The organism is bacterium (assembly GCA_030654305.1).
In the GTDB taxonomy this organism is placed as follows: domain Bacteria; phylum Krumholzibacteriota; class Krumholzibacteriia; order LZORAL124-64-63; family LZORAL124-64-63; genus PNOJ01.
The window spans coordinates 1-16,288 of the sequence record JAURXS010000361.1 but is presented as its reverse complement, the minus strand read 5'-3'; the positions used below and the strand labels follow the sequence as shown (position 1 = coordinate 16,288).

General features: G+C 72.3%; 16 protein-coding genes. 4 read left to right on the top strand and 12 right to left on the bottom strand.

Annotated elements, in window-relative coordinates; all coding sequences use genetic code 11:
• Positions 1–862 (top strand): glutaminyl-peptide cyclotransferase (locus Q7W29_10365; GenBank protein MDO9172223.1); only part of this gene is annotated, 862 nt, incomplete at its 5' end.
• A gap of 9 nt (positions 863–871) precedes the next feature.
• Here the strand turns inward: Q7W29_10365 and Q7W29_10360 are convergent.
• From Q7W29_10360 to Q7W29_10310, 11 genes are all read right to left on the bottom strand, one after another.
• Complete coding sequence (locus Q7W29_10360; GenBank protein MDO9172222.1) at positions 872–1,141, bottom strand: hypothetical protein; 270 nt, start codon at positions 1,139–1,141, stop codon at positions 872–874.
• A gap of 83 nt (positions 1,142–1,224) precedes the next feature.
• Complete coding sequence (locus Q7W29_10355; GenBank protein ID MDO9172221.1) at positions 1,225–1,836, bottom strand: pyridoxamine 5'-phosphate oxidase family protein; 612 nt, start codon at positions 1,834–1,836, stop codon at positions 1,225–1,227.
• Positions 1,837–1,915: 79 nt separating this feature from the next.
• Complete coding sequence (locus Q7W29_10350) at positions 1,916–3,559, bottom strand: phosphoenolpyruvate carboxykinase (ATP) (GenBank protein ID MDO9172220.1); 1,644 nt, start codon at positions 3,557–3,559, stop codon at positions 1,916–1,918.
• 139 nt (positions 3,560–3,698) lie between these two features.
• Positions 3,699–4,568, bottom strand: a complete 870-nt coding sequence (locus Q7W29_10345; GenBank protein ID MDO9172219.1) for an EamA family transporter — start codon at positions 4,566–4,568, stop codon at positions 3,699–3,701.
• Between the two features lie 23 nt (positions 4,569–4,591).
• Entirely contained in the window at positions 4,592–5,587 is a 996-nt protein-coding gene (locus Q7W29_10340; protein ID MDO9172218.1) for an iron ABC transporter permease, read from the bottom strand.
• On the bottom strand, positions 5,584–6,390 hold the full coding sequence (locus Q7W29_10335) for an ABC transporter ATP-binding protein (protein MDO9172217.1): 807 nt from the start codon (positions 6,388–6,390) through the stop codon (positions 5,584–5,586). The genes Q7W29_10340 and Q7W29_10335 overlap by 4 nt, the downstream gene beginning before the upstream one ends.
• On the bottom strand, positions 6,369–7,247 hold the full coding sequence (locus tag Q7W29_10330; protein ID MDO9172216.1) for a helical backbone metal receptor: 879 nt from the start codon (positions 7,245–7,247) through the stop codon (positions 6,369–6,371). Before Q7W29_10330 ends, Q7W29_10335 begins: the two co-directional genes overlap by 22 nt.
• Entirely contained in the window at positions 7,244–9,262 is a 2,019-nt protein-coding gene (locus Q7W29_10325; protein ID MDO9172215.1) for a M1 family aminopeptidase, read from the bottom strand. Before Q7W29_10325 ends, Q7W29_10330 begins: the two co-directional genes overlap by 4 nt.
• 97 nt (positions 9,263–9,359) lie before the next feature.
• Positions 9,360–10,043, bottom strand: a complete 684-nt coding sequence (locus tag Q7W29_10320; GenBank protein MDO9172214.1) for a hypothetical protein — start codon at positions 10,041–10,043, stop codon at positions 9,360–9,362.
• A 153-nt stretch (positions 10,044–10,196) separates the two neighbouring features.
• Complete coding sequence (gene gap, locus Q7W29_10315) at positions 10,197–11,198, bottom strand: type I glyceraldehyde-3-phosphate dehydrogenase (protein ID MDO9172213.1); 1,002 nt, start codon at positions 11,196–11,198, stop codon at positions 10,197–10,199.
• Positions 11,195–12,220, bottom strand: coding sequence for a glyceraldehyde 3-phosphate dehydrogenase NAD-binding domain-containing protein (locus Q7W29_10310; GenBank protein MDO9172212.1), 1,026 nt, complete (start codon positions 12,218–12,220; stop codon positions 11,195–11,197). The genes gap and Q7W29_10310 overlap by 4 nt, the downstream gene beginning before the upstream one ends.
• Positions 12,221–12,391: 171 nt before the next feature.
• On the opposite strand from Q7W29_10310, the gene Q7W29_10305 reads away from it, so the two are divergent.
• On the top strand, positions 12,392–14,056 hold the full coding sequence (locus Q7W29_10305; protein MDO9172211.1) for a hypothetical protein: 1,665 nt from the start codon (positions 12,392–12,394) through the stop codon (positions 14,054–14,056).
• Between the two features lie 8 nt (positions 14,057–14,064).
• Here Q7W29_10305 and Q7W29_10300 read toward each other — a convergent pair whose 3' ends face one another.
• Positions 14,065–14,538 carry an ACT domain-containing protein gene (locus Q7W29_10300; GenBank protein MDO9172210.1) on the bottom strand — a complete coding sequence of 158 codons (474 nt, stop codon included), beginning with the start codon at positions 14,536–14,538 and terminating at the stop codon, positions 14,065–14,067.
• Positions 14,539–14,701: 163 nt separating this feature from the next.
• Between Q7W29_10300 and elbB the strand changes: the two genes are divergently transcribed.
• Positions 14,702–15,376 (top strand): isoprenoid biosynthesis glyoxalase ElbB, encoded by a 675-nt coding sequence (elbB, locus tag Q7W29_10295; GenBank protein MDO9172209.1) that lies wholly within the window; start codon positions 14,702–14,704, stop codon positions 15,374–15,376.
• A 34-nt stretch (positions 15,377–15,410) separates the two neighbouring features.
• Positions 15,411–16,288: ParA family protein (locus Q7W29_10290; protein MDO9172208.1), on the top strand; the 878-nt coding region annotated here is incomplete at its 3' end.

The following is a 16,288-nucleotide window of genomic DNA, read 5'->3' as shown; positions in this document are numbered from 1 at the left end:
GAGCTGGGCCGCGGCCGCGCCGGCGGCGGGCACCGCCACCACCGAGACCGACACGGTCTGGGTGACGGCCGACCGCGCGGGCCTCACGCCCGGCGCCCACTACTGCGGACTGGTGGTCACGCCCGACGCCGGCGGCGCGCGCACGATCACGCTGCGCGCCCACGTCGTGGCCGAGCCGGCCCGCGGCGTGCGCGTCCTGGCATCCCATCCCCACGACCCCGGCGCCTTCACCCAGGGGCTCGCCTGGGACCGCGGCGCGCTGGTCGAAGGCACGGGGCACTACGGCGAGTCGGAACTGCGCCGCGTGGATCCCGCGACCGGGACCGTGCAGCAGACCGCCGCGCTGGCGGCCAACGAATTCGGCGAGGGCGTGGCGGTCGTCGGCGACCGCGTCCTGCAGCTGACCTGGCAGAACCACCGCGCCTACGCGCGCGACCTGACAACGTTCGCGCCCCGCGACACCCTCGAATACGCGGGCGAGGGCTGGGGCCTGGCCTGGGACGGCGCGCGCCTGGTCATGAGCGACGGCTCATCGGCGCTGGTCTTCCGCGATCCCGACACCTTCGCCGAGCTGGGGCGCGTGACCGTCACCGCGGGCGGCGCCGAGCTGGAGCGGCTCAACGAGCTGGAGTGCGCCGGCGGGCTGGTGTGGGCCAACGTCTGGCTGACCGACTTCATCGCGAGGATCGACCCGGCGAGCGGCGCCGTCATCGACTGGCTCGACCTGACCGGGCTGCTGACGCGCGAGCAGGAGCTGGCGGCGGATGTGCTCAACGGGATCGCCATCGACAGCGAGGCGGGGCGGGTCTTCGTGACCGGGAAGGATTGGCCGCGGGTGTTCGAGATCGACGTCGACGACTAGCGGTGCGGGCTACAGGAGCAGCGCTTCGGCCTCCTCGTCCCTGACCAGCGTGAAGAAGCGGCACTTGCCGCAGTCCTCGGCCTTCTGGGCGAAGGTCCCCTGCCGCACCCCGCGGCAAAACGTCCCGGCGATCCGCCAGCAGTACCGGCCGGCGTTCAGACCCCGATTGATGCCGTGGCTCGAGCGATCGACGGCGGCCGGGCAGACGCCGCGGGACAGCGCCTGGGCGCCGCCCGGCTCCCGGCCGCAACCCATCACTTCCCAGCAGTTCCTGGCCATGCCCGCACCCTTTCCACGGCGGGGAACCCGCCGCCACCGGTCCGTCGTGCCGCAAGCAACTAAAATCATATCATAATACTAGGTCATTTGCCACCCAGCGTCCGCTCGATCTCCAGCGCGGTCGCGAGGTCCAGCGGCCGCCCCCGCTCCCGCAGGCCGGCGATCAGCACCCGCCGGATCCGCTCCGGCTCGTTGACGCCGAACTTCACCTTGCCCGTCCAACTCTCGACCGCGATGCGGAACACCCCGACGCCGCGCAGCGGCTTGAGGTAGATCGGGTCGCCGGCGTCGATGGGGCGGTGCTTCCCCTCGGGCTGGTACTTGCGCATCAGCGCCTGCAAGGCGCGCGCCTTCTCCTGGAGATCGTCGACCACGGTGCAGGCGCCGCGCGCGTCCACCGACTTGAAGTAGTGGGTGGCGGGGCAGGCGTGTTCCGGCGCGACCCAGTACGAAGGGATCAGGCTGTAGGGCAGGGCCATCAGGAAGCTGACGCGCGCGCCGCCCTCGAGCAGGGCGTGCTTCTCCCCCGCCAGCGCGCCGTGGAAGTAGATCGTGGTGTCCAGCGCCGCGAAGTTCAGCGGCACCACGCGCGGCGTGCCGTCGGCGGTGACGAGGCCCAGGTAGCCGACCTCGCAGCGGTCGGCGGCTTCGCGGAACAGGGCGGGATCGTCGGAGGCGAGTTCCTGGCGGCGCACGGCGGGTCCTCCCGTGGGGGGTGCGCGAAGGGCACCCCCGCGGGGGCGCCCTTCGCCTCGTCAGACCGACAGGATAAGGCTACTTGCCCGGGCAGGCCGCCGCGATCGCCGGCGGCAGCCCCTTGTCGGCGTAGGCCTTGTCCCACTGCGCGGCGAACTCCTTGGCCAGTTTCTGGGCGCGGTCCGCGTAGGCCGCCTTGTCGCTCCAGGTGTTGGCGGGCTTCAGGACCGTCGGGTCGTCGACGCCGGGGCAGGTCGTCGGCACCAGCACCTTGAAGTAGGGGTCGGTCTCGCAGGTCACCTGCGACAGCGAGCCGTCGATGGCGGCGGCGCACATCGCGCGCGTCAGGGTGATGTCCATGCGCTTGCCGACGCCGTACGCGCCGCCGCTCCAGCCGGTGTTGACCAGGTAGACCACGGTGCCGTGCTCGTCGAGCTTCTTGCCGAGCATGCTGGCGTAGTCGTCCGGGTTGCGCGGCATGAAGGGCGCGCCGAAGAAGCGCGAGAAGGCGCTCTTGGGCTCGGTGACGCCCGTCTCGGTGCCGGCCAGCTTGCTGGTGTAGCCCATCAGGAACCAGAGCATGGCCTGGTCGCGGGTCAGCCGGCTGACCGGGGGCAGCACGCCGTTGGCGTCGGCGGTCAGGAACAGGATCGTCTTGGGATGGCCGCCGACCGAGCTCTGCTTGATGTTCGTCAGCCCGCTCAGCAGGTAGGAGCCGCGGCTGTTGGGGGTGAGCCGGTCGTCGAACAGGTCGAACGAGCCGTCGGGGTACATCATCGCGTTCTCGATGATCGAACCGTGCTTGCGGAAATCGGCCTCGTGGAAGCAGGCCTTGAAGATCTCCGGCTCCTTCTTCGGGTTCAGATCGATCAGCTTCGCGTAGCAGCCGTTCTCGAAGTTGGCGACGCCGTGGTCGCCCCAGCCGTGCTCGTCGTCGCCGAGCAGGGCGCGCGACGGGTCGGCCGACAGGGTCGTCTTGCCGGTGCCCGACAGGCCCAGCAGCAGCGCGATGTCGCCCTGCTTGCCCTCGTTGGCGGAACAGTGCAGCGGCAGGACGCCCTCGGCGGGCAGCATGTAGTTCATGACCGTGAACAGCAGCTTCTTGCAGCTGCCGCAGTAGGCCGAGCCGTAGACCACGCCGATGCGGCGGTCGAAGTCGATGGCGATGACCATCGTCGAGGTGTGCTTCAGCTTGGGGTCGACGCGCAGGCGTCCCTCGTAGCGCTTCGGGTCGAGCTTCTCCTGCGGGCAGACCAGCAGCGTGAACGGCCGCTGGGCGAAGATGCTCTTGCCGATGTCCTTCGGCACGGGGCGGAACATGTTGTCGGTGAACAGGACCTGCAGCGCGCGGTTGCTGATCGTGGTCACGGGCAGGGCGTAGGCGGAGTCGGCGCCGACGACGCGATCGCTGACGTGGACCCGCCCCTTGCCGAGGGTGGCCAGGGCGTCGTCGACCAGCATGTCGAAGGTCTCGGGATCGATGGGCCGGTTGTTGGCGGCCGTCCAGTCGATGTTCGCCTGGCTCTCGGGGCGCTTGACCAGCAGCGTGTCCTCCGGGCTGCGGCCGGTGGATTCCGGGCGGGTCCAGGTGGCCAGGGCGCCGCACTTGCTGACGACGGCTTCGCCACCCTCGACGCAGGCCTGGATCATGTCCCCGCGGGGGACGTTGCGGCGGACGTCGCCGCCGGCGAGCAGCTTCTCGATCCGGTCCTGGAAGCTCATCGTCTGGGTCTCCTTGTCCGTGGGGCCGGCGGCGGCCTCGGAGGCCGGCGACCCGCGTCCTGGCTGCAACGAAGGCGCAGCCGACATGCTCGGACCGCAAAACTAACCCCGGCCCAAGCCCCCGACAAGCGGGTTTTGTTCACGACCGTTCCGGTCGTTTCTCCTCCCTCACGGCCCACAGGACGGCGGCGGCGACCACGGCGAGCCCCAGCAGGACGCGCGCGTAGGGCGCCGGTTCCCCGAACACCGTCCAGGCGACGACCACGCCCAGCGGGACCTTGAGGTTGTTGGCGGCCGCCAGCACGCCCGCCCCGACGCGCGCCGCGCCGCGGTTCCACAGGTAGAAGGCGACGCCCGAGGGCAGCAGGCCCAGGTAGAGCAGCGCCCACCTGGCCCGCGGGGTGAGGGCGAGCAGGTCGGCGGGCCGCCCGGCGGCGACCAGAGCGGCGACGGCGAACACCGTCGCGCCCAGGTACATCCAGGCCAGGTTGCCGGCCTCGCTGCGCGCGGTCCCGCGCTCGGTGCGGCGCAGGCGGCGGTAGCCCAGCTGCCCGGCGGCGAAGCACAGGTTCGCGCCCTGCAGCAGGGCGATGCCGGGCCAGGACGCCCCCGGCGGCAGCGCCTGCCAGGCCACCCAGCCCGCGCCCGCGACCGACAGCAGCGCGGCCGCGAGGTGGCGCGGGTGCAGCGCGCGGCGGCCGAGGTCGTCGAGCAGCACGACGTACAGCGGCGTGAACACGGTGAACAGGGCCACGGCGTAGGCGGGCAGCCAGCGGAAGGACGCGATGTAGAGGGCGTACATCAGCCCGAACTGCACGGCGCCCAGGGCGGCCAGGCGCAGGCGCACGCTGCCGGCGCCGGGGCCGCGCCGCAACCAGGGCAGGAACAGGACGAGGCAGAGCGCGAGCCGCCCCGCGGCGACGGCCAGCGGGTCGTAGCCGCCCAGCGCGGTCTTCAGCAGTCCGAAGGAGAAGGCCCAGATCGCCGAGGCCAGCAGCAGCGCGCCCACACAGCCTCCCTTTCCGCCCGGCGTCAGGCGCCGCAGGCGGCGCCGCGGCGCCCCACCAGCAGCCACAGGAAGAAGGGGCCGCCCAGCAGCGAGGTCAGCACGCCGACCGGCAGCTCGGCCGGCGCGGCCAGCATGCGGGCCAGCACGTCGCAGGCGACCAGGAAGGCGCCGCCGGCGAGCAGGCTCATCGGCCCCAGCCAGCGGTGGTCGGGCCCGATCAGCAGGCGGCAGACGTGCGGCACCATCATCCCCACGAAGCCGATGGGGCCGCAGGCGGCCACCACGCCCCCGACCATCACCGAGGTGGTGACGAACAGGATCACGCGGTAGCGGTCCACGTCGACGCCGCGGCTGACCGCCAGTTCCTCGTCCACCGACATCAGGTTCAGCTCGCGGTGCAACGCCAGCGCGACGAAACCGCCGACGACCACCAGCGGCAGCAGGCGCAGGGCCTCGTCGGGGCCCACCGTGTCCAGGCGGCCCATCAGCCAGCGCAGGATGTTGAAGGACGCGGCCGCGTCGGAGGTGTAGTGGACCAGCAGGATCAGGCTCGCGAAGCTGAAGTTCACCGCCACGCCCGCCAGCAGCATGATGTTGGCCGAACAGCCCTGCCGCGCGCGGGCCAGGCCGTACACCAGCGCGACCGCCAGCAGCGCGCCCGTGAAGGCGGCCAGCGAGACGGCCGGGATCCCGAGCAGCGAGAAGGCCGCGCCCAGCCGGATCGCCAGGGTGGCGCCGAGCGCGGCGCCGCTGGAGACGCCCAGCGTGTACGGCGTGGCCAGCGCGTTGCGGAACAGGGCCTGGAAGGTCAGCCCGCCCACCGACAGCGCCGCGCCGGCCAGGAAGCCCAGCATCACCCGCGGCACGCGCAGCGACCAGAAGATGCGGGCCTCGGGCCCCGCTCCGGCGCCGCCCGCGACCTGGCGGGGGTCGATGGTCTCGAGGCCCAGCAGCGGCGCCGCGACGAGCACCGCCGCGGTCACCAGCACGGTCAGGCCGAGGATCGTGATGCGTCTCAAGGTCCGCCCACCTCCGGCAGGATCACCGGTTGTCCGGTCGTCGGGTGGTTCACGGTCAGGAACGCGCGGTCGAACACGCGGTGCAACACCTCGCGCACCATGAACTGCTCCGGCGGGCCGCAGAACGCGGCGCGCCCGTCCTTCAGCGCGAAGATCCGGTCGGCGTCGAGCACCGCGCAGTTGAGGTCGTGCGTCACCTCGACGACCGTCACGCCCTTGCGGCGGTTCACCGTGCGCAGGACGCGCCGGAAGTCGTCACGGTGGCGCGGGTCCAGGAAGGTCGCCGGCTCGTCCAGCAGCAGCAGGCGCGCGTCCTGGGCCAGGGCCGCCGCCAGGAACACCTTCTGCCGCTCGCCGCCGCTGAGGGTGTCCATGGTGCGGTCGGCCAGAGCGCCGATCCCGGTCAGGGCCAGCGCGTCCTCGGCGTAGCGCTGGTCGCGCAGGCCCGGCGACGAGAAGGGGGTCAGGTGGGGGTAGCGGGCCATCAGGACGGTCTCGCGGGCGGTGAAGGGGGCCGGCCGGCCGCCGACCTGGGGCACGTAGGCCACCAGACGGCCCAGCTCGCGCTGCGAGTAGGCGGCGATGCTGATGCCGTTCACGCTGATCATGCCGCGCCAGCCGCGCAGGATCCGGTTGACGCACTTCAACAGGCAGGTCTTGCCGGCGCCGTTGGGGCCGACGATCGCCAGGTGTTCGCCCTCGCGCACCGCCAGCGACACGTCGTCCAGGATGGAGCGGCCGTCCAGCTCCAGCCGCAGGTGGCGCAGGTCGAGGACGGGGGTCAGGGTCCGGTTCGCGTCCATGTGGGGTCCAGCGCCTCCGCCAGCAGGTCCAGCGTCTCGACGAACCGCGGGCCGGGGATCAGCGCCGCGTCGTCCAGCACGATGCGCACGCGGCCGTCGCGCACCGCCGGCACGTCGCGCAGCAGCTCCCAGGCGGCGCGCAGCTCGTCCCGACGCTGCGGATCATCGGCGCATTCCGGCGCGAGGTCAACGACCACCTCCGGGGCCAGGCGCACCAGCCCCTCCTGCGAGAGCATCGGGTAGCGCAGCGCGCCGCCCGCGATCGCGTTGCGGCCGCCGGCCAGCTCGAGCAGCTCGCCCAGGAAGGTGCCGCCGCCGGCCGCGTACACGTCGCGCAGCACGCCGCCGGTCGCGTCGCGGCCCACCACGACCAGGGCCAGCGGGTGCGGGCCGTCGGCGCGGGCGTTGTGCACAGCCGCGACGCGCGCTTCGAGGCTGTCGCGCAGCGCGGCCGCGCGCACCGGCACGCCGCAGGCTTCGCCCGCCAGGGTCACCGAGGCGAGGATCCCGGCCACGTCGCGGTGCTCCACCGCCAGGAACGGCACCTGCAGGCGGCGCAGGCCGTCGGCGGCCTCCGTGTTGGCGGCTTCGAGCACCACCAGGTCCGGGAGCAGGGCCACCACGGCTTCGAGGTTGGGATCGAGGTGCCCTCCCACCTTGGCGACGGCGAGCGCGGCCGGCGGGCGGCGGCACCAGTCCGTCACGCCGACCACACGGTCGCCCAGGCCGAGGTCGAAAAGCAGCTCGGTGACGCTCGGGGCGAGCGAGACCAGGCGGCGCGGCGGGTCGCCGGCCGCGGCGCCGGACACGGCCAGGGCCAGGAACGCCGCCGCGAGGAGGGACGCCGGGAGCTTCAACGCACCAGCGCCACGGGACGCAGCGCCGAGCCCGCCGGCGTGCGCAGCCGCAGGTAGTAGGTGCCCGAGGCGACGGCGCGGCCCGCGTCGTCGCGGCCCCGCCAGCGGAAGCGGTGCTCGCCGGCGGGCAGGTCGCCGGCGCAGAGCGACGCAATCAGGCGGCCGGCGACGTCGTGCACGGCGAGGTCCACGCGACCCGCGGCCGCGGTGACGATCGCCACCTCGGTCTCGGGATTGAAGGGGTTCGGGGCGCAGGCCAGCCGGGGCGGCGCGGCGGGCGGCGCGTCGGGCGCCGCGGTCCCCATCAGCGGGACGGCCGCCTTCTCGCAGAGGATCCAGCCGTCGGGGTCGAGCGCGACGGCGGTCACCGCGCCCGGCACCGCGATCCGGTAGGACTGCAGGGCGGCGTCGTTCCAGACGACGGTGTCCACGACGCCGGCGACGGTGGTCACGCGCACCGGCAGCGGCATCGCGAACGGGCCGGCGCCGACCTGCGCCTGGGTCACGGCGAGGTTCAGCACGAGGCCGTCGTCGTGCGCGGTCGTCTCCCAGTCGTAGTAGTAGACGGGGTGGAAATCCCCGTAGATCCACTGCTGGAAGAAGGCGTCGAGGTCGCGGCCCGAGACCTCCTCCATGACGTCGCGGAACTGCTCCGTGGTGACGCTGCCGTAGGCGTACTGATCGCGGTAGGCCGTCAGGCCGGCGAAGAAATCCGTGTCGCCCAGCACCCCGCGCAGCATGTGCACGACCCACGAGCCCTTGTTGTAGCTCAGGTTGCTGTCGAAGATGCCCCAGAAGTCGCTCGTGTCCTCGACGTAGATCGTGCCGGGCCCCAGGTAGGCGGCGGCGTTCATGTAGGCGCGGTAGGTGGCGACGCCCGCCGTCCGCTCCTTCCAGTAGGCCTCGCACCAGGTGGCGAAACCCTCGTTGAGCCAGACGTGGTGGAAGTCGGCGCAGGTGATCATGTCGCCCCACCACTGGTGCGCCAGCTCGTGGGAGATCAGGTCCTCGCCGTAGCCGCCGAGGCTGGTGAGCGTCTGGTGCTCCATGCCGCCGCCCCAGACGAACTCCGCGTGCCCGTACTTCTCCCGCACGAAGGGGTACTCCCCGAACGCCTGCGCGAAGACCGTGATCATCGGCACGGTCTTGGCGTAGTTCGTCTGGACCGCCTCGTAGTGGCTCGGGTACACGAAGTACTGCACCTCCATCGGGTCGCCGCCCGCCAGCGGCGCGTACCAGTGGGAGAACCGCGTGTAGGGGTGGATCGCCAGCGAGACCAGGTAGGGCACGATGGGGTAGCGCGTGCGCCACAGGAAGGTGCGGGTCGCGCCGTTGTCGACCTCCGAGACCAGCAGCCCGTTGGAGGCCGCGATCAGCCCGTCCGGCACGGTCACGCGCACGTCCACCGAGTCGGCCTTGTCGGTGTTCAGGTCCTTGCACGGCCACCAGTCGCGGGAGCCGAAGGGCTCGCTCAGCGTCCAGATCATGGGCTGGCCGCCCACGCTGCTCCAGCCGAAGTAGTCGCCGGCGGGGTCGCCGTGGTAGGCGACCGACACGGTGACCGTCTCGCCCGGGACGTAGGCGCGGTCCAGCGTCACGGTCAGCACGTCGCCGCTGCGGGTCCAGGCGGCCGGCGCGCCGCCGCAGGTCGCGGCGGTCACCGCCATCGTCGACTTCAGGTCCAGGTCCAGGGCCGACAGGGGCGCGTCCACGATGCGGGCGGTGGTCGCGACCTGGCCGGTCAGCAGGTGCGACGCGGGCGCCAGCGTCAGGTCCAGGTCGTAGTGGAGGACGTCGTAGAGGTCCTGGCCGGCGGTCTTCTGCGCGTCGACGCGGCCGGCGGCGGCGGCCAGCCGGGCCTTGGTCGCGGCCTCCAGGCGACGGTGCTCGGTCGGCACGGGATCGGTGGCGCCGGCAGGCGGGACATCCAGCAGGGCAGCCAGCAGGGCGACCAGCAGCACGAGCGGGGCGGCGACGCCCGCCGCGGGGCGGGCGGATCTGGTGTGGCGTGTCATCGGGCGGGCTCCTCGCGCGCGGACGGGACGACGGGTCGTTTCGCCAAGATACGTCCGGGGCGCGGCGGACGGCAACGCTCCGGCCCGTCCACCCGCTCTAGCGGTAGATCGACTTGATCCCGCCCCAGGTGCCGCGCTCGGCGCCGATCGCCTGGTAGCAGCAGTCCAGGTCCGCCCACATCGTGAGGTCGTTGAGGAACCCCATGCTCCCGACCAGGTCGACCCAGCCGGTGCCCCAGTCGTTCCAGGTCGTGCAGTCGTGGCCGGTGCCGCCGCCGACGAGCGCCAGGCCCGGCGCGGCGCCCGAGACGAAGTCGATCACCAGGAAGTAGTCCTGCCCCGTCTCGGCGCAGACGAAGTCGCAGGGCACGGCGACGTCGACGACGCCGGGGCTCGTGACGCCGCGGATGCGCCGCGGCAGCGACATGGCCAGCGTCGTGCCGGGCGCGAGGCAGGCGGGCTCGCCGACGGCCGTGAGCAGCCGCGCCTGGACGGTGATGTCGGCACCGGGTTCCAGAAACAGCAGCATGTGGGCGGTGGTCACGGAGATCCCCACGTTGCAGCCGCAGGCGGGGGCGGCGGCGGGCAGCAGGCGGGCGTAGGACTCGTTGCCGCTCCACCAGCCGGAGTAGGTGACCGTGGCCGTGGCGTTGCCGGCCAGGCAGTCCGTGACAGCCAGGAGCGGCGGTTCGGCCAGCAGGTCCGGCCGGGGCGCCGCACGTTCTGCGGCGGCGGTTCCGCAGCAGGCGAGGATGAGGGCGGCGATCGCGGACAGGCGCATGGTCGTCTCCCGATTCGGGTGCGGCGTCGTTTGAACCAAGCCATTGTACCACGGATCGGGGGGCGGGCAAGCGCCGGCCGGACGCTAAAAACGCGAGGACCCCGGCCGCGGCGGGCCGGGGTCCCCTGCGTACGCGTCGGCGACCGGCGACGGTCAGCCGATCCGCTCCATCAGCTTCAGCAGGTCGACCACGCGGTTGGAGTAGCCCCACTCGTTGTCGTACCAGCTGAGGGTCTTGAGCATGTTGCCGCCGATCACCGACGTGTACTCCGCGTCGAAGATCGAGGAGTGCGGGTCGCCGACGATGTCGCTGGAGACCAGGGGCTCCTCGGCGTAGCGCAGGATGTTGCGGAAGCGGGCGCTCTCGGCGTGGGCCCGCACGGCGTCGCAGACCTGGGCCACGGTCACGTCGCGCGACATGATCGTCACCAGGTCGACGACCGAGCCGTCGGGCACCGGCACGCGCATGGCCAGGCCGTCGAGCTTGCCCTTGAGCTTGGGCAGGACCTTGCCCACGGCGCGCGCGGCGCCGGTGGTGGTCGGGATGGTGTTCTCGGCCGCGGCGCGGGAGCGCCGCCAGTCGCTGTGCGGCACGTCGGCCAGGCGCTGGTCGTTGGTGTAGGCGTGGACGGTGGTCATCAGCCCGTACTCGATGCCGAACTCCTTGTCCAGCACGTAGGCCAGGGGCGCCAGGCAGTTGGTCGTGCAGGAGGCGTTCGAGACGATCTGGTGCTCGGGCTTGAGGTCCTCGTCGTTGACGCCCAGAACGATGGTCGCGTCGATCTCGTCCTTCGAGGGCACCGTCAGCAGGACCTTCTTCGCCCCCGCCTCGATGTGCTGGGCGATCTCGGCCCGCTTGCGGAAGCGGCCGGTGGCCTCGACCACGTAGTCGATGCCCAGTTCGCGCCAGGGCAGCTGCCGCGGGTCGGCCACCTGGGTCATCTTCACGCGCTGGCTGCGGGTGACCATCATGTCCCCGTCCATCGCGGCGGCGCCCTGGAAGGGCCCCATGACCGTGTCGTGGCGCAGCAGGTAGGCCAGCGCCGCGGGATCGGCCAGGTCGTTGATGGCCACGACCTCCACCTCGGGCATGCTGTTGAGCAGGCGGAAGACCGCGCGCCCGATGCGCCCGAAACCGTTGATGGCGACTCTCATCGTGCGACCTCCTGGGACCGGATCAGGCCCGCGAGCTTGCGGGCGGTCTCGAGCATGCGGTAGGCGTAGGCCCAGCCGTTGTCGTACCAGACGATGCACTTCACCAGGCCGTTGCCCAGCGACAGGGTGGCCTGGGAATCCACGACGGCCGAGCAGGAGTTGCCGATCACGTCGCTCGAGACGATGGGCTCGTCGGTGTAGCCGATCAGTCCCTTGTAGGGTCCGGCGGACGCCTCGGCCAGCACGGCGTTGAACTCCGCCGCCGAGAGGGGCTTGTCCAGCTCGATGACCAGATCGAGGTTCGAGCCCGCGGACACCGGCACGTTCAGCGCCATGCCCGACAGCTTGCCCTTCAGCTCGGGGATCAGGTCCATGACGGCGCCGGCCGCCCAGCTGCTGTTGGGGATGATGTTCTCGGCCGCCGAGCGGCTCCAGCGCAGGCCGCCGCGGGCGTTGTCGCTGAGCTGCTGGTCGCTGGTGTAGGCGTGCACGGTGGTCATGGTCGCGCGCTTCACGCCGATCTTCTCCTGCAGGACCTTCATGATCACGGCCAGGGCGTGGCAGGAGCTGCTGCCGCAGGAGACGATGCGGTCGGACGGCTGCAGCTGGTCGTCGTTGACGCCGTTGACGATCATGCGGTCGATCGCGCCCACCGGCGGCGTCGAGAGGATCACGGCCTTGGCGCCGGAGTCGAGGTGCTTCTGCAGCTCGGCGCGGGTGCGGAACATGCCGGTGGCCTCGATGACGATGTCGACGCCCAGCACGTCCCAGGGCACGTCGCCGGGGCGCGAGCCGTGCACCACGCGGGTGTTCTGGTGCTCGGTGACCAGGTAGTGCCCCTTCTGGCGCAGCTCGCCCTTGAAGGGACCCTCGACCGTGGTGTACTTCAGCAGGTAGGCCAGCGTCTCCACGCCGGCCACGTCGCTGACCGCGGCGAATGTGACGTCGGGGACGTCGTGGGCGATCCGGAACATGTTCCGGCCCAGCCGACCGAACCCCATGATTCCCAGCTTCACGGACATGGCGCACTCCCTTTGACTCGCGTTGTCGCGCGGCGATCTCCCGCGGGCAGCAGTATAGGCGGTGGAGAGGTCCCGCACAACCGGCGCTTTGCGCCCGGCGGGCCTCGGGATGGACAAGCCGCCGCGCCGGCCCTACGATCGGCCCCGCACCGGTCCCGACGAGGAGATGACATGGCCAACGGCATGACGACGGTCCGGATCGAGGGCCGCCCGTACGAGATCGTCCCCGGCACCCCCCTGCTGGAGGTGCTCGCCGTCCACGACCTCGACGGCGGCGCTGATCCGGTCGTCCTCGGCGTGGTCAACGGCCAGCGCACCTGCCTGAACGAGCCGCTCTGGGGCGACGAGTCGGTGGGCCTGATGCGCCGCAGCCACCCCAAGTCCCACTCCACGGTCCAGCGGACCCTGGTGACGGTCATGGCCATGGCCTGCGAGGAGCTCCACCCCGAGCACGCGGTCGTCGTGGACTTCTCCTACGGCGACGGCATGTACTGCGAGCTCCGCCGCGAGGCCCCCCTGCGGCCCGACGAGCTCGCCGCGCTCGCGGCGCGCATGCAGGCGATCATCGCGGCCGACCGCGAGCTGAAGCCCGTGCTTTACGGGCCGCGCGCCCTGCAGCGGGCGCTGCGCGACTCGTCGCGCCGCCACACGCTGGAGGCGGCGCGCTACGTCCCGGCCGGCGCCGCGGTCTTCTGCCGCCCCGAGGGCAGCCGCCTGCTGCTGCAGGGCCTGCACCTGCCCTCGACCGTCCACGCGGGCGCGTTCGCCCTGCTGCCGGAGCCGCCCGGTTTCGTGCTGCTGCCCAGCCTGCCCGGCGCCCCGGACGCGGTGCAGCCCTTCTCGCCGCAACCCAAGCTGCTCCAGGCGCTGCGGGACCACACCGCCTGGACCACGCGGCAGGGCATCCCCGACCTGGGTTCGATCAACCGCCTGGTCGCCGAGGGTCGGGCCGGCGAGCTCATCGCGACCTGCGAGACGCGGCACACGCGGGCGGTGGTCGGCGTCGCGGACCGGATCGCCGCCCTGCCCGACGACGGCCGCGTTGTCCTGGTCTCCGGCCCCTCGAGCAGCGGCAAGACGACCTTCGCCAAGCGGCTCGCCCTGATGCTGGGCGACCACGGGCTGCGCCCGCTCCTGCTGTCCCTGGACGACTTCTTCGTCGACCGCGAGCACACGCCCCGCGACGCCGCCGGCACCTTCGACTACGAGACCATCGACGCCCTGCGCCTCGACCTGCTGGACGAGACCATCGCCGGCCTGCTCGCCGGCCGCGAGATGCGCCTGCCGCGCTACGACTTCCACACCGGGCGCAGCGTCTGGCGCGCGGACGCCGTCACCCTGGCGCCGGGCTCGCCCCTGATCGTCGAGGGCATCCACGCCCTGAACGCCCGCCTCGCCGCCGCGGTGCCGCGCCGCAACACCCTGCGCATCTACGTCTCGGCCCTGACGCCCACCAACATCGACGACCTGACCTACATGCCCACCCACCTGCCGCGCCTCTTCCGGCGGCTGGTGCGCGACGCGCAGTTCCGCGGCTACCCGGCGGCGACGACGCTGCAGCGCTGGAACAGCGTGCGCGAGGGCGAGAAGAAGTACATCTTCCCCTGGCAGCCCAACGCGGACCTGTTCTTCAACACGGGCCTGCCGTACGAGCTGGGGGTGCTGAAGCTGTGGGCCGAGCCGCGCCTGGCCGCGGTGCCGCCGCAGGACCCGGCCTTCGGGCGGGCGCGGGGGCTGCTGGAGTTCCTGGGGCTGCACCTGCCGATCGACGCGCGGCTGGTGCCGCCGACCTCGCTGCTGCGGGAGTTCATCGGGGAGAGCGGATTCCGGTACTGAGAGGCGGGTCAGGGCATCAGGAAGACCGACTGGAGCTGCCGGCGGGCGTGTTCCAGGTCGCCCTGATCGATCAGGCAGGAGACGGTGGAGACCGAAGTGCTGATGGCGTGGATGTCGATCTCGCCCTCGGCCAGGGCGTCGAAGATCATGCCGGCGATGGACGGCCGCTCGCTGAAATGGGGGCCGTAGACCGAGATCAGGCAGCAGTTGCGCACGACCTCGATGCTCTCCGAGTCGATCTCCTCGCTTACGGCCTGCAGCAGGCCCAGCGCCTGGTCGAGGTCGTCGCGGCCCACGGCCACGGTCATGTTCTCGCGGCCGTGGCGGTCCGAGGACGAGACCACGCACAGCACGTTGACCCCGTGCGCGCCGAGCGTCGACAGGGCCAGGCCGGCCACGCCGGGCCCCTTGCGGGCGCCCAGCACCTTCAGCAGCACCAGGGCGGGAGTCTCGACCATCCCGCCGATCGCGATCTTCGACATCTCCCCCCTCGGGGTCCGGCCGGCGCGGTCGCACGCCGTCTCCCGTCAAGAGTAGTACCCGCCGGCGTCGCGCCCAAAAAGTCTCTTGCCGACCGGCCGCGGGGGGTTGACATCCGCGACCGGTGGTCCGAGAATCCCAACTCTTCCGGGGGGAGGTGGCGCCATGAAGCGCGTGGCGGTGATCCTGAGCGGCGCCGGCGTGTTCGACGGTTCGGAAATCCACGAAGCCACGGCCGTGCTGCTCGCGCTCGACCGCGCCGGCGCGCGCGTGACCGTCGCCGCCCCGGGAGGCCCGCAGCTGCACGTGATCGACCACCTGCGCCGGGAACCCGCCGCGGGCGAGACGCGGGACATGCGCGTCGAATCGTCGCGCCTGGCCCGCGGGCCGGTCGCCGAGGTGAAGGACCTGCGCGCCGGGGATTTCGACGCGGTGATCCTGCCCGGCGGCTTCGGCGTCGCCAAGAACCTCTGCACCTTCGCCACCGAGGGCGCGGCGTGCTCGGTCGAACCGACGACGGCCGCGTTCCTCGTGGCCATGCACGACGCGGGCAAGGCCATCGGCGCGGCCTGCATCGCGCCGGTCCTGGTGGCCCGGGTCCTGGGATCCCGCGGCGGGAAGACGCCGACGCCCCTGTTGCTGACCATCGGCGACGACCCGGCCACGGCGGCGGCGGTGGAGGCGATGGGCGCCCGGCACGTGACGGCGACGGCCGGCGACGTCGTGGTGGACGGCCCGAACCGCGTCGCGACCACGCCGGCCTACATGGTCGCCGGCAGGATCTCCGAAGTGTTCGACGGCATCGGCAGGCTCGTGGACGAAGTGCTCGCCCTCTGCTGACACAACCTTGGACTCGCAACCAGAAGGAACACCGATGTTGAACCCCTCCGCCCGCGACGAAGAGGCGTCGGCGCCCGCCGCCGTCCGCCCCTGGTACGACGCCGCCTCCCGCGTGCTGGCCCTGGTCAGCCAGAAGGGGGGCGTCGGCAAGACGACTTCGACGGTGAACCTGGGCGCCTGCTTCGCGCTGAACGGCCACCGCGTGCTGGTGATCGGCACCGACCCGCAGTGCGGCCTCTCGCGCAGCCTGGGCTTCGGGCCGCAGCAGCTGCGGGGCGGCCTGCGCGAGGTGCTGCTGTCCGGGCTGCCGCTCGTCGACGTGGCGCACGCCACCGTGCTGCCCGGGCTGCAGGTCGTCTCCCCCGACGCCTGGACGATGTCCGAGGAGGAGCAGTACAAGGACCTGATGGCCCGCCAGGCCCGCGCGTTCGTCGCGGCCGTGGACGACGCGCGCGCGTCGTACGACACCATCCTGATCGACTGCCCGCCGGGCTTCGGGGCCGAGTCCCGCGCCGCGCTGCTGGCGGCCGACGGCTTCCTCGTCCCGGTCCAGGCCGAGGAGCTGAGCCGCGACTCCCTGTCGCGCCTCCTGGACCATGTCCGGGACTTCAGCGCGGCGGCGGAAGGCGCGGCCGGGCTCGAGGGCCTGTTCCTGACCATGACCGACCCCCGCACGCGGATGAGCCGGCGCGTCGCCTCGCTGCTGGGCGAGGAGCACGGCGACCTGCTGCTGGAGACGGCCGTCCCGCGCAACACGCGCCTCTCGGAGATGGCCGTCGACGGGCGGCCCACGGTGATCTTCGACCGCCGCTCCAGCGGGAGCCGCGCCTACTTCGACCTCATGGACGAGATCCTGACGCGCCGCCTGCGCGGCGCCGGCGCCGGCCTCGGCGATGCGGCCGCCCCGTCCCC

Excerpts from the sequence above, each read along its gene's own strand:
- Q7W29_10360 (MDO9172222.1), bottom strand. The coding sequence starts at position 1,141 with ATGGCCAGGAACTGCTGGGAAGTGATGGGTTGCGGCCGGGAGCCGGGC.
- Q7W29_10350 (MDO9172220.1), bottom strand. The coding sequence starts at position 3,559 with ATGAGCTTCCAGGACCGGATCGAGAAGCTGCTCGCCGGCGGCGACGTC.
- Q7W29_10335 (MDO9172217.1), bottom strand. The coding sequence starts at position 6,390 with ATGGACGCGAACCGGACCCTGACCCCCGTCCTCGACCTGCGCCACCTG.
- Q7W29_10325 (MDO9172215.1), bottom strand. The coding sequence starts at position 9,262 with ATGACACGCCACACCAGATCCGCCCGCCCCGCGGCGGGCGTCGCCGCC.
- Q7W29_10320 (MDO9172214.1), bottom strand. The coding sequence starts at position 10,043 with ATGCGCCTGTCCGCGATCGCCGCCCTCATCCTCGCCTGCTGCGGAACC.
- gap (MDO9172213.1), bottom strand. The coding sequence starts at position 11,198 with ATGAGAGTCGCCATCAACGGTTTCGGGCGCATCGGGCGCGCGGTCTTC.
- Q7W29_10310 (MDO9172212.1), bottom strand. The coding sequence starts at position 12,220 with ATGTCCGTGAAGCTGGGAATCATGGGGTTCGGTCGGCTGGGCCGGAAC.
- Q7W29_10305 (MDO9172211.1), top strand. The coding sequence starts at position 12,392 with ATGGCCAACGGCATGACGACGGTCCGGATCGAGGGCCGCCCGTACGAG.
- Q7W29_10300 (MDO9172210.1), bottom strand. The coding sequence starts at position 14,538 with ATGTCGAAGATCGCGATCGGCGGGATGGTCGAGACTCCCGCCCTGGTG.
- elbB (MDO9172209.1), top strand. The coding sequence starts at position 14,702 with ATGAAGCGCGTGGCGGTGATCCTGAGCGGCGCCGGCGTGTTCGACGGT.